This is a genomic window from Arthrobacter antioxidans, from assembly GCF_023100725.1.
In the GTDB taxonomy this organism is placed as follows: domain Bacteria; phylum Actinomycetota; class Actinomycetes; order Actinomycetales; family Micrococcaceae; genus Arthrobacter_D; species Arthrobacter_D antioxidans.
In genome coordinates this window covers 737,774-749,929 of the sequence record NZ_CP095501.1, presented here as the reverse complement: position 1 = coordinate 749,929, position 12,156 = coordinate 737,774, and the positions used below count along the sequence as shown (strand labels likewise).

At 71.1% G+C, this 12,156-nt stretch carries 10 protein-coding genes; 3 read left to right on the top strand and 7 right to left on the bottom strand.

Annotation, left to right across the window (positions count from 1 at the left end; translation table 11 throughout):
* Positions 1 to 20: 20 nt before the first annotated feature.
* The 7 genes from MWM45_RS03550 to MWM45_RS03520 all read right to left on the bottom strand — a co-directional run bounded on the left by MWM45_RS03550 (position 21) and on the right by MWM45_RS03520 (position 8,599).
* The gene (locus MWM45_RS03550; protein ID WP_247828197.1) at positions 21 to 884 is read right to left on the bottom strand and encodes a serine hydrolase; all 864 of its coding nucleotides are present in this window, start codon (positions 882 to 884) and stop codon (positions 21 to 23) included.
* A 2-nt stretch (positions 885 to 886) separates the two neighbouring features.
* A complete protein-coding gene (locus MWM45_RS03545; RefSeq protein WP_247828195.1) occupies positions 887 to 1,972 on the bottom strand; it encodes a serine hydrolase domain-containing protein in 1,086 nt (361 codons plus the stop codon).
* Between the two features lie 136 nt (positions 1,973 to 2,108).
* Positions 2,109 to 3,026, bottom strand: a complete 918-nt coding sequence (locus MWM45_RS03540; protein ID WP_247828189.1) for a S66 peptidase family protein — start codon at positions 3,024 to 3,026, stop codon at positions 2,109 to 2,111.
* Positions 3,023 to 4,786 (bottom strand): dipeptide ABC transporter ATP-binding protein, encoded by a 1,764-nt coding sequence (locus tag MWM45_RS03535; protein WP_247828187.1) that lies wholly within the window; start codon positions 4,784 to 4,786, stop codon positions 3,023 to 3,025. Before MWM45_RS03535 ends, MWM45_RS03540 begins: the two co-directional genes overlap by 4 nt.
* Positions 4,786 to 5,697, bottom strand: a complete 912-nt coding sequence (locus tag MWM45_RS03530; protein WP_052274188.1) for an ABC transporter permease — start codon at positions 5,695 to 5,697, stop codon at positions 4,786 to 4,788. The genes MWM45_RS03535 and MWM45_RS03530 overlap by 1 nt, the downstream gene beginning before the upstream one ends.
* A complete protein-coding gene (locus MWM45_RS03525) occupies positions 5,694 to 6,731 on the bottom strand; it encodes an ABC transporter permease (RefSeq protein WP_247828185.1) in 1,038 nt (345 codons plus the stop codon). Before MWM45_RS03525 ends, MWM45_RS03530 begins: the two co-directional genes overlap by 4 nt.
* 2 nt (positions 6,732 to 6,733) lie before the next feature.
* Positions 6,734 to 8,599, bottom strand: coding sequence for an ABC transporter substrate-binding protein (locus tag MWM45_RS03520; RefSeq protein ID WP_247828183.1), 1,866 nt, complete (start codon positions 8,597 to 8,599; stop codon positions 6,734 to 6,736).
* 237 nt (positions 8,600 to 8,836) lie between these two features.
* On the opposite strand from MWM45_RS03520, the gene MWM45_RS03515 reads away from it, so the two are divergent.
* From MWM45_RS03515 to MWM45_RS03505, 3 genes are read left to right on the top strand one after another with little or no spacing between them, the layout of a single operon-like run.
* Positions 8,837 to 10,153 carry a M20/M25/M40 family metallo-hydrolase gene (locus tag MWM45_RS03515; RefSeq protein WP_247828181.1) on the top strand — a complete coding sequence of 439 codons (1,317 nt, stop codon included), beginning with the start codon at positions 8,837 to 8,839 and terminating at the stop codon, positions 10,151 to 10,153.
* Between the two features lie 30 nt (positions 10,154 to 10,183).
* Positions 10,184 to 11,083, top strand: a complete 900-nt coding sequence (locus MWM45_RS03510) for a MurR/RpiR family transcriptional regulator (RefSeq protein ID WP_247828180.1) — start codon at positions 10,184 to 10,186, stop codon at positions 11,081 to 11,083.
* The gene (locus MWM45_RS03505; RefSeq protein ID WP_247828177.1) at positions 11,076 to 12,107 is read left to right on the top strand and encodes an N-acetylglucosamine kinase; all 1,032 of its coding nucleotides are present in this window, start codon (positions 11,076 to 11,078) and stop codon (positions 12,105 to 12,107) included. Before MWM45_RS03510 ends, MWM45_RS03505 begins: the two co-directional genes overlap by 8 nt.
* Positions 12,108 to 12,156: the final 49 nt, after the last annotated feature.

Here is a 12,156-nt window from a genome sequence, read left to right as displayed (position 1 = left end):
CGTGTCACGGCCGGCAGCGGTCATCGGCCCAGCAGCGGGACCGCCGGCAGGGGCTCCGCGCCGTCGGTCGCTTCAGCTGCCGGAAGAGCACCCGCCTCCACGATCTGCCAGGCGAGCCGCGTGACGGCCGCGATGACCGCCGTGGCCTCGTCCTCCCCGTAGGCACGCGTGCAGACCGCAAGCACGAACGGCTGCGCCGCCACGGGCCGCACCAGTGCCACGTCATGGCGGATGGCCGTGACCCAGCCGGACTTCGAGCCCCACGTCGCAGCGCCCGGCAGCGCCGGCCCGATCATCCCGTACTGCTGCGCCTCGAGGAAGGAGACCGCCAGCGCCGTACTCGCCGGCGCCAGGACCGAACCCGTAACGATGCTGCGCAGGATCGCGCAGAGGTCGCGCGCCGTCGTCTGCTGGGTGAGTCCCTCCTGGAGTCCGTCGAGGTCGCCGAAGAGCCGCTGCATGAAGGACGACGGCGCGCCGCAGAGTGCCAGCGCCTCGGCTACGGCCGACAGCCCCACGAGCTCGACCGCCATGTTGGTGGCCTCGTTCGAGGAGACGGCGATCATCCGCTCGAGGACGTCCCGCAGCGATACGGGCCGGCCGGCGGCCGGCATGCCGTCGTCGATCTCGCCGGGCTCGAACTCGAAGAACCCGCCGGACGCAGCCGCGGACCGGAACCGGAGGGTGGAGACGAGCTCCTGATCGAGCGTGAGCCGTCCGGCGTCGACGGCACGCAGGACGGCGACGAGCACCGCGAGCTTGATCGTGCTGGCCGCGTACACCGCGGTGTCGGCGCCGTCCTCGGCGAGCACGGTGCCGTCGAGCGTCGTCAGGCAGTAGGAGATGTGGGGGACGCCGTCGCTGTAGTCGGACTCCAGACCCATGGTCACGCCCTTTCGTCGGGTGCCGCGGCAAAGACCGCATCGGCAAGAGCTGAACGGAAGCCTGCCATGGCGTTGTGCTCGCGGGACGGATGGACACGGTTGGTCAGCAGCACCACGACGACGCCGCGGTCGCGGTCCATGAGCAGCGAGGTCCCGGCGAAGCCGTTATGGCCACGTGCGGTGCGGCCGTGCGCGCCCATCCACTCCCGCTGCCCGATGCGCAGGCCGAGTCCGTGACCGAACCCCGGCCCGCGATGCGATCCGAGGATGCGCGGGAGCTGGTCCTGCCAGAGCTCGACGGCGAGCGCCTCGGGCACCAGGGCCTCCGCGCGGTCCCGCAGCACCGTGCCGAGAGCCAGGACCGCCGACGCCGTCCCGAACAGGCCGGCATTTGCGACCGCGCCGCCCAGCGCCCAGGCGGTCTCGTCGTGGACCTCGCCGCGCACCATGCCGCGCACCGATCCGCACACCGGGACCACCTGCAGTTCGGTCGCGGCGCACGCGGACCGGTCGGGGCCGAACGTGAGCGATGCCGCCCGCGGATCCAGCGCCGCCAGCGGGTCGAGCACCTTCGCGGTGACGAGTTCCGGCCACGGTTGACCCGTGGCCTCCTCGGCGAGCGCCATGGCGACGGTGAAGCCCACGCAGGAGTAGGCGAAGGCCGTGCCCGGGGTAGCCGCGAGGGGAAGAGAGAGGATGTCCGCCAGCAGGGCGTCGCGTCCGGGGCGTGCCGGCACGGTCCGCCAGCCGTCCCAGGTGCCGGGCAGGCCGGAGGTGTGGGTCAGCAGGTGACGCAGGGTGATGCTGCTGCGCTCTCCGACGCGGAAGGACGGCAGGTGCGCGCCGATCGGCCGGTCGAGGTCGAGGACACCCTCGCCGACCAGGGCCAGGAGTGTGAGGGCGCTGACCACCTTCGTCACGGAGGCGAGGTCGTACACCGTCTCCGCCTGGGCCGTCACGCGTTCGTTTGCGCTGAGCGGCGATTTGTCGGGGCCGAACGCGACCGCAGCTCCCGCGGCGATCGGGCCGAACAATTGCCCTGCGATGTCGACGGCGGCGACGGCGGACGGCGCGACGCCGGTCGTCACCGCGTCCTCGAGCAGGTCCCGGATGGAGCGTTCGAGGCCCGGCGGGGCCGGATCGGAGCCAGGCTCCGGGGATGGATCAGGTGCCGGTCCGGCGCTCGGGGCAGCGCCCCGTCCGGCGCCCAAGTCAGCGCTCGGCTCAGGCGAGGACAAGCCGCGGCGTCCCCTCGGCGATCAGCGTGGCCTCGACCCCGAGCGGGATGCTGTGCGCTGCCGGGCCGTGGCCGAACCCGAGTTCCCAGACCAGCGGGATCCCCATGGGGCACAGGAGCTCCTCGACCAGGGCCTTCACCTCGTGAAGCTCCCCGCACTTGCTCCATGAGCCGAGCGCCAGCCCGGTCATCCCCTCGAACCAGCCCGCGCGCAGCAGGGACATCAGCAGACCGTCCAGGCGGTACATGTCCTCGGTGACGTCCTCGAGGAGCCCGATCTTGCCCCGGTTGTCGATGGGAGGACGACCGCGTGCCCCGAGGGTCATCGAGAGGAGGCTCAGGGTTCCCCCGGTCAGCACGCCGGTGGCCCGTCCCGGAACGAGCACTTCCGCCGCCGCACCGGTGTATTCGCGGCCCGCGAGCGGTGAGAAGAGAGCCTCGTGGAGGTGCCGGCGGGCGGCGTCGTCGTCGAGCAGGGCGTCCGTGGCCACCATCGGCGCGAACAGGGTGGGCAGCCCGAGGTGCTCCGCCCAGTACTCGTGCAGCGCCGTGACGTCGGAGGATCCGATGAGGGGTTTCGGGGAGGCGGCACGCAGTCTCTCGACGTCGAGCAGGTCCAGCAGCCGCACCGCACCGTAGCCGCCGCGGATGCAGAAGACCGCGGCGATCGATGCGTCGCACCAGAAGTCCTGGATGTCGCCGGCCCGGTCCGCGTCGGTTCCCGCGAGGTAGGAGGCGCGGGGATGCCGATCCAGCACATGGGCTCCGAGCACGGGGTCGAGGCCCCAGCCGGTGAGCAGCCGCACGGCACGCTGCACGTTCTCCTCGGTGGGGGTGCCCGAGGGTGAGACCAGTCCCACCCGGTCACCCGGCTGCAGGAGGCCGGGCCCGGGACGGGCCGTCACGACGACGATCCCGTCGTCGCCGTTCCCGACTGCAGCAGCCCCGAGGCCGGACCGGGAACCGGGAGTGGATCGCCGTCGTCCGGCACGCGGCGGAGGGCGCCACCGTCGCGCGTGGGGACGACGCTCAAAAGCTTGCGCGTGTACTCGTGCTGCGGATTCAGCAGGACCTCCTCCACGGGGCCCTCCTCGACGATCCTGCCCTGGTACATGACGACCACCCGGTCGGCGATGTTCCAGGCCAGCCCGAGGTCGTGGGTGATGACGAGCGCGCCCAGGCCGAGTTCGCACCGGAGCCGGAGCAGCAGGGCCAGCACTCCCGCCCGGACCGACGCGTCGAGGCTCGCGACGGGTTCGTCGGCGACGAGGAACTCCGGGTCCAGCGCCAGGGCGCCGGCGATGACCACCCGCTGGCGCTGGCCGCCGGAGAGCTCCTGCGGGATGGCCGTGAAGTACTTCTCGGGCGGGTTCAGCTCCGCCTTGGCCAGGGCCGCGGCGACAATGTCGCGTTCGTCGCCGGGCAGCCGGTGCAGGCGGGGACCTTCGGCCACGGCCTCGTACACGGAGTGCTTGGGGTTCAGGGCCGCGGTGGGATCCTGCAGCACGAACTGCACGGCCCGCCGGTACGCCTTGAGGGCCTTCCTGCGGTGCTCGAGCGGCTTCCCGCGGTAGAGGACCTCGCCGGAGGTGGGCTTCTGCAGTCCGAGCAGCGTCCGGGCGAGCGTCGTCTTGCCGGATCCCGACTGGCCCACGAGGGCCACGATCTCGCCCGCGTTGCAGGTGAGGTCGACGCCGTCGACCGCCTTCGCGGCGCCGTCGCCCCGGCCGGCGAAGCTCACCGACACGCCGCGGGCCTCCAGGACCGCTCCGGGCACCGGCGCGGGGGCCGGTGCTCCCCCGGTCGACGACGGCGCGTGGGGTGCAGTGTAGGTGGGCAGGCTCAGGCGCGAGTCCGGGTCGCCGATGGTGGGGAAGGCCGAGGCGAGGGCCGCGGTGTGCGGGTGCTGCGGGTTGTGCATGACCTCCTGGGACGGGCCCTCCTCGACGATCCTCCCGTGCTGCATCACGACGATCCGCTCGCACGTGGACGCGAGCACGGAGAGGTCGTGGCTGATCATGATCAGCGACAGTCCTCGGTCCCGGACGAGGGAGGTGAGCAGGTCCAGGACCTGGGCCTGGACCACCACGTCGAGGGCCGTGGTGGGCTCGTCGGCGATGAGCAGGTCCGGCTCGCACGCCAGCGCCATCGCCATCATGATGCGCTGCTTCTGGCCGCCCGACAGTTCGTGCGGGTAGGACTGCCCCTTGGCTGCGGCGAGCCCCACCTGGTCCAGCAGTTCGTCGACCCGCGCGTTCCGGGCGGACTCGGTCCGGTACTTCGCGTCGGCTCCCTTCGCGTGGATGCTCAGCGCCTCGGCGATCTGGTCCCTGACCTTGCGGACGGGGTTGAGCGAGTGCATGGCGCCCTGGAAGACGATGGCCGCCTCGGTCCAGCGCACCGACCGAAGCCGGCCCCAGCTGAGGGTGGAGATGTCCTCCTCGCCGAGGAGGATGCTGCCCTCGATCGTGGCGTTCGCCGGCAGCAGCCGGAGCACCGAGACGGCGAGGGTCGATTTCCCGCAGCCGGACTCCCCGGCGATGCCCACCGTGGCGCCGGGTTCCACCACGAGGTCGACGCCGTCGACCGCCGTGACGGTGCCCCGCCCGCCGTCGTTCTGGGTGGTGTAGGTGATGCGGAGGTCCTTGAATTCCAGCCGTGCCATTAACGTCCTCGCAGCGTGGGGTTGATGACGGATTCGAGGGCGCGGCCCACGAGGGTGAAGCACAGGACGACGACGACGATCGCGAGGCCCGGCGGCATGACGTACCACCAGTACCCGCCCGTGGCCGCGCCGGTGTCGAGCGCCGATTTCAGCATGGCGCCCCAGGAGATGCTGCCGGGGTCGCCGAGGCCGAGGAAGGACAGCGTCGATTCGGCGATGATCGCCGACCCGACGGTCAGCGTGGTGTTGGCGAGGACGAGGGGCATCACGGCGGGCAGGACGTGGCGCCGGATGATGTGGCCGTCGCCGGCGCCGAGCGCCCAGGCCCGCTCGATGTAGGGGCGGGACTCGACGGTCAGGGTCTGGGAGCGGACCAGCCGGGCCGTCCCGGCCCACGAGGTGACGCCGATCGCGATGACGATCGTGGTGACGCCCGGGCCGATCACGCTCGAGAGCACGATGGCGAGCACGAGTCCGGGGACGACCAGGAAGAAGTCGATGATGCGCATCAGGACGGCCTGGGTGGCTCCGGTGAAATGTCCGGCGGCCATGCCCATGACGGTGCCGATGACCATCGAGACGAGCGTGGCGGCGAAGCCCACCACGAGGGAGATCCGCGAACCCCAGATCAGCAGGGCGAGCACCGACCGGCCGGCGGGATCCGTGCCGAGCGGATTGGCGAGGCTCGGCGGTTCGTTCCGTCCCGACGTCACCTGCGTCACGTCGAGCACGCTCGGTGGGGCGAAGAGCGGGATCGCGAAGGCGAGGGCGATGACGCACAGCAGGATGACGAGCCCCACGACGCCGGCCCGGTTGCGCCGGAACTCCTTCCAGCCCTCGGCGAAGGCCTGGCGCCGCCTCGCGGCGGCGACGCTGGTCCGTGTGGGCCGGGGGCCGGCCACCGCACTCACGCCGACCTCAGCCGGGGATCGAGCACACGGTAGATCAGGTCTGCGAAGAAATTCATGAGGATCACAATCGAGGAGAAGACGACGAACGTTCCCTGCAGCAGCGGGTAGTCGGGGGCCGACAGCGCCTGGAAGGTGAGGTAGCCGAGGCCGGGCCAGGAGAAGACGGTCTCCACGGTCACGGCACCGCCCACCAGCCCGCCGAGCGTGAGGAAGATCAGGGTCACGGTGGGGAGCAGGGCGTTGGGCACCGCATGGCGGCGCCGCACCTCGTCCTCCGTCAGCCCCTTGGCGCGCGCCGTCAGGAGGTAGTCGGAGGTCATCTCCTCCAGCAGCGAGGCCCGCATCACCATGAGGTACTGCGCGTAGACCACGGCCACCATCGTCACCACCGGCAGCACCATGTGCCGCGCGGCGTCCCAGATCAGGGGGAAGCCGGTGGCGGTGGTCCCGGCGGTGAGGAGGCCGCCCGTCGGGAACCACTGCAGGCCGCCGGCGAAGGTCAGCAGCAGGATGAGTCCCAGCCAGAAGGTCGGCACCGACCAGAACACCAGTGCCAGCCCGGTCTGGGCCTTGTCGAAGAGGCTGCCGCGGCGCCAGGCCGCCTTCTGGCCCAACCAGAGGCCGAGGATCACGGACAGCAGGGCGGCCGTCCCGGTGAGCAGGAGGGTGGGCCCGAGCCGGGTCCCGATGAGGTCCAGCACCGGCTCGTTGTAGGTGTAGGAGTAGCCGAGGTCACCCCGGAGCAGGCCCGTCAGGTACCCCCAGAACTGGACGAGCAGCGGGTCGTTGAAGCCCAGCTGCTCGCGCAGGATGTCCATCTGCTGCTCGCTGACCTGGCGCCCGGCCGCGAGGGAGCGGACGGGGTCGCCGGGCAGGATCCGGAAGGCGAAGAATCCGAGCAGCACCACCATCACCAGGGAGATCAGTGCCGCGCCGGCCTTCCGCAGGGCGTAGCCGAGCCAGGAGGACCCTCCGCGGGGCTCGTCCGATGCGAGCCCCGCCGAGAGGTCCTGGGTCCCGAGTGTGGAGGACACCGCTACTGCCGGTCGTCCGCGGTGGCCCGGCGACGCTTGACCAGGAAGAAGGCCGCGATGCCGCCCACCACGAGGACGCCCGCAATCGGCGCGATGACGGCCGTCGGGTTGGGCGCGGCCACCGACGCCGTCTCCACCGATGACACCGGGGTGGCGCTGTAGACGCCCCAGGGGCCGTTCTGTCCGAGGATCACGCCGCCCTCGGTGGGCTGGGTGGTGAAGGGCTCGAAGCGGTCCGACCGGTAGGCCTCGAGGGAGTCGGAGTAGAACAGCACGTTGTTGACCGCGCCGTCGTAGATGAGCTTCTGCGCTTCGACGACGAGCTCGCTGCGCCGTTCCTGGTCCAGCTCGGTGTGCTGTTCCTTGTAGAGCGCGTCGAACTCGGGAGAGCACCAGTTGGATTCGCTGATGGCACCGGTGCCGTCGGCGTTGGGGCGGGAGCTGCACTGGTTGATGGACAGCTGGAAGTCCGGATCGGGGCCGATGCCCCAGCCGGTGAAGTACATGTCGTAGTTGCCGAGCGTGGAGTCGTCGTTGAGCTGGGCCGGTGCCATCGATTCACTGACGACCTCGATCCCGATCTCGCGCAGCCACGGCGTGATGTAGTCGGCCATCTGCTGGTGGGTGGCCTGCGTGTTGTTGCCCGCCAACCGGAGACGCAGGGGGTTGCCCTCCTTGTCGGTCCGGAGGCCGTCGGCGCCCATCTCGTAGCCGGCGTCGTCCAGGATCTTGTTGGCCGCCTCGGGATCGTAGCTGTACGGCAGCTCGTCGGTGTCCCAGTGGTACAGCGGATAGACGGCGGGGATCTCACCGGTAGCGGGCTGTCCCAGTCCTTCGAGCACGCGCTCGAGCAGGGTGTTGCTGTCGATGGCGCGGATGATCGCCTTGCGGAGCTCCACGTCCTGCAGGGCGGGGTTGCCGTCCCCCATGATGTTGCCCTCGGAGTTCACGGTGCCCGAGTTCAGGTTGATGGCCTGGTAGCGGCGGCCCGCACCGGCGTTCGTGGTGATGTTCGGCTCGTTCTCGAGCGCCTTGAACTGCGCGGGCGTGAGGCCGCCGACGACGTCGAGCTCGCCGGTCCGCAGTGCCTGCACCGCGGCGTCGCTGTTGCGGTACGGCACGAAGGTGACGCCGTCCACCTTCGCCTTGCCCCGCCAGTAGTTGGGGTTGGCCTTCATGGTGACGCCGGACGTGGCGCTGTAGTCCACCACGGTGAACGGGCCGCTGCCCACGGCGTCCTTGTCGTTGGCGAACGTCGCGGGGTCCTCCACCTCGGACCAGATGTGCTCGGGGACGATCGCGAGGCTGGAGCCGGGATTCGGTGCCTGCGGCTCGTTGAGGGTGATCACCAGGGTCTGGTCGTCCGTCGCCTCGACGGACTTGATGCTCTCGAGCAGCGACCCGTTGGCCTGCTTGAGGGCGTCGCTCTCCTCGATCGCCCGGAAGGTGAAGGCGGCGTCGTTCGCGGTGATCGGCTCGCCGTCGGACCACTTCCTGTCCTCCGCGAAGGTGAAGGTCCACTCGGTGCCGTCCTCGGAGGTCTCCCACGACTCGGCGAGCCCGGGGACCACCTCGTTGTTCTCGGCGCTGTAGCTGACGAGGCCCTCGTACTGCATGGTGAGGATGTTCGTGCTCGACGCGAGGATCGCGATGAAGGGGTTGAGTGAATCGATGTCGCCGGTGAGCGCGAGCTTGAGCGTCACCGGATCGGGCTCCTCCGCAGCGGTGGCCGCGGAGGATGCGAGGGACCCGGGGACGAGGGCCAGCGACAACGCGGCGAGGGCCGACACCGCCCGGCGGAGCCTGGCATGCCTCCCCCACGTCGAGGTTCCCGGAGTGCCGGTCGGATCGGGGAGGGAATGTGCCATCGGTTCTCTTTCGCTAAGGCCTGCAGGCGCACGGATCGAGTGCCTGGGGCCGTTGATCCGAACAGAAGTGCGAGGAAAAGACTCGACAGCCGTGTCGTCGGTGGCTGCGATGTAAGCAAGCTACACAATTGGGTATTGTGATGCAAACCACTTGCGAAGCCGTGTCGGGCCCTTCGGCCCACGGTGCCGCAAGCGCTCCGACATGGAATGTTTCCCCCATATTTCAAGCGAGGACCAATGGCCGTGATCGACACCGCGGAACTCTGCGCCCGACTCATCAGGTTCGACACCAGCAACTACGGCGACGGCAAGAGTGCGGGTGAACGGGACATCGCCGACTACATCCACGGACTCCTCATGGATGCCGGGTACGACGCGCTCATCCTCGGGCCCACGCCGGATCGCTCGTCCGTCGTGGTGCGTGTCCCGGGAACCGACCGCGCCCTGCCGGGCCTCCTCGTCCATGCGCACCTCGACGTGGTGCCGGCCGAACCCGAGCAGTGGACGGTGGACCCGTTCGCGGGGACCATCAGCGACGGGTACGTCTGGGGCAGGGGCGCCAGCGACATGAAGGACATGGTGGCCATGACCCTGGCCACCCTGCTGCGGTGGGCGGCCGAGGGGTCGGGACCCCGGCGTGACGTCGTCGTCGCCTTCGTGGCCGATGAGGAGGACAAGGGCGACTACGGGGCACTCTGGCTCGCCGCCGAGCACCCCGAGCTGTTCCGGGGGGTCGAAGCGGCGATCGGGGAATCCGGTGGAGTGCCGAGCCTGCTCACCTCGGAGGCCGGCGCGGAGGTCCGCCTCTACCCGGTAGCGGCAGCCGAGCGCGGAACCCTCCACATGCGGGTCACGGCCACGGGAACCTCCGGCCACGGCTCGAGGCCCAACGCGGACAACGCCGTGACCCACCTGATCGGCGCGCTCCACCGTGTCACGGAGCACGCCTGGCCCATCGTCCTCACACCCACCGTCCGCGCGTACCTCGACCAGACCTCCGCGGCGCTCGGCTTCGCCGCGGATCTGGAGAGCGACTCCGGGATCGAGGCGGCCGTGGACCGCCTGGGCGACGCCGGGACGGTGGCCCGCACCACGATCCGGTGCTCGGCCACCCCCACCGTCCTCGACGCCGGCTACAAGGTCAACGTCATTCCCGGCACGGCGTCCGCCGAGCTCGACGTGCGGTGCCTCCCCGGAACCGAGGAGCAGACGCTCGCCGTCCTCGACGACCTGCTCGGCCCCCGCATCACGCGGCGGTTCCTGTCCCATCAGCCCCCCGTCGAGGCGCCCATCGATTCCCCGTGGTTCAGGGCCATGCGGGACGCCCTCCAGCGGCACGACCCTGCCGCCGTCGTCGTGCCCCGGTGCCTGGGCGGCGGAACCGACGCGAAGGCCTTCGCGCCGCTGGGCATCGCCTGCTACGGGTTCTCCCCGCAGGGGGCCGACCCGGAGGGACGCACCTCCGACGGCGTCCACGGCGTCGACGAGCGCGTCCCGGTCCACGGGCTGCGGACGGGCCAGGTCATCCTGCAGGACTTCCTGACGCATGTCTGACGTGCACGCCTCCTGGCCGAAAGGACGCCCATGGGCGCCATGACCCACCCCCTGCCCCCCGAGGGACCCGACGAGATCTCCGCCAAGATCCGCGCGAGCCTCTCGGGCCTGCCACCGGCAGCCCAGAAGGTCGCGCGCCTCATCCTCGACGACCCCGACCACGTGGCAGGTTCCTCCATGTCCTCACTGGAGAAGGAGATCGGCGTCAGTGGCGCGAGCATCGTCAGGGCGGCGAAAGCCCTCGGCTACGCGGGATACCCGCAGCTCCGCCTGGCCCTCGCGGCGGCATCGGGCAGGGGCGCTCCCCCCGATGTCGTGACCGGCGGGGTACGCCGGGACGACGCGACGGCGGACATCATCGCCAAGCTCGCCCACGCGGAGCAGCAGGCCATCCGTGAGACCGCAGCCCACCTGGACCCGGCCGTCGTCGAGGCGGCGGCCGGAGCGCTCGCCCGGGCCAACCGGATCCTGTCCTTCGGCGTCGGCGCCTCCGGCCTCGTGGCTGCCGACCTCCAGCAGAAACTGACCCGTGCCGGATTCATCTGCCACAGCCCCGCCGATCTCCACCTCGGCATGACCGAGGCAGCGCTGCTGGGGGCACCCGCCGTCGCCGTCATCGTGTCGGACTCCGGCGAGACCCGCGAGGCGCTCGCCGTCCTCGAGGTCGCGGCGGGGGCGGGGGCTGTCACGATCGCGCTCACCGGCGCCGAGACCTCCAGCCTGGCCAGGACCGCCGACTATCCCCTCATCGCGGCGGGCAGCGAGCGCGGCCCGAGGCCCGGCGCCCTGTCCAGCAGGATCGGCCAGCTGCTGGTGGTCGACTGCCTCTTCGTCGCGCTCACCCACCAGGACTTCGCGTCGAGTGACGCTGCCCTGACCACCACCCGGGCGGTCATCACCTCACACCGCAACTCTCGCCCGCATGGCTGAGCACGCACGCCTCGTCTGCGGCGTCGACGTGGGTGGCTCGGGCTGCCGGGTCGCCGTCGTACCTGCCGCGGCACCTGATGGGCGACCGTCGAGCTACCCCCGGTTCCAGGGCCCCGGCCTCGACATCGGCCGGAACGGCGTGGACGCCACCGGTCTGCTGGCGTCCCTGGCTCCCCTCGTGGCCCAGGCACGCGCTGCGGCCGGCGGCGGCGACATCACCGCGATCGCCGTGGGCGCGGCGAGTGTGGCAAGCCTGCTCGAGGATGTCGCGGCGCTGCATGACGGGCTTCGCGCCATCAGCGGGGCATCGCTGACGTTCGTCGCATCGGACATCGTCACCTCGCACCTGGGGGCGCTCGGTGGGGAGCCCGGCGTCGTCGTCGCCGCCGGCACCGGCGCCATCGCCCTCGGCACCGATCACCACACGAGGTGGCACTGTGCCGACGGCTGGGGGCATCTCCTGGGCGACGTCGGCAGCGGCGCGTGGGTGGGCCGGCGAGCACTCGAGGCCGCCCTGCGGGCTCACGACGGACGGGCAGGAGGCTCGCCGGCGCTCCTGGCGTCCCTGACCGGGCAGTTCGGCTCACCGGACCAGCTGGTCTCGGGGCTCTACAGCAGCCCGAACCGGTCGGCCGTCCTCGCCTCCTTCGTGCCGGCGACGGCAGTGGCAGCGCACGACGGCGATCCCGTGGCGTCCGGCATCCTGCGGGACGCCGGGGCCGAACTGGCCGGTACCTGCAACGCGGTCTTCGTCCCCGGCCTGCCCTTCACCGTCGGGTGGACCGGTGGGCTGTTCGAGGCCTCGCCCCTGGTCCTCGCGGCCTTCTCCGAACGCCTGACGGCTCTCCGGCCCGGGGTACACCTGACGCCCGCTTCCGGGACATCGCTCGACGGCGCGATGGGGCTCGCTGCTGCCGGGGCGCTCGGCCGCGGGACACTCCAGGATCGACCGCCGTTCCTCACCAGCGTCCGGCACGAGTTGTCCGCGGCCCGTCGGATGCCGAGCTCACGCCTGGAGGCGTGACGTCGCCTGACTCGTCGGAGCCGAATGGATCGGCCCGAGTACGTCGGGT

What these genes read in the sequence shown, in the direction of transcription:
- MWM45_RS03515 (WP_247828181.1), top strand. Translation starts at nt 8,837, where the DNA reads ATGGCCGTGATCGACACCGCGGAACTCTGCGCCCGACTCATCAGGTTC.
- MWM45_RS03520 (WP_247828183.1), bottom strand. Translation starts at nt 8,599, where the DNA reads ATGGCACATTCCCTCCCCGATCCGACCGGCACTCCGGGAACCTCGACG.
- MWM45_RS03535 (WP_247828187.1), bottom strand. Translation starts at nt 4,786, where the DNA reads ATGGCACGGCTGGAATTCAAGGACCTCCGCATCACCTACACCACCCAG.
- MWM45_RS03550 (WP_247828197.1), bottom strand. Translation starts at nt 884, where the DNA reads ATGGGTCTGGAGTCCGACTACAGCGACGGCGTCCCCCACATCTCCTAC.
- MWM45_RS03510 (WP_247828180.1), top strand. Translation starts at nt 10,184, where the DNA reads ATGGGCGCCATGACCCACCCCCTGCCCCCCGAGGGACCCGACGAGATC.
- MWM45_RS03505 (WP_247828177.1), top strand. Translation starts at nt 11,076, where the DNA reads ATGGCTGAGCACGCACGCCTCGTCTGCGGCGTCGACGTGGGTGGCTCG.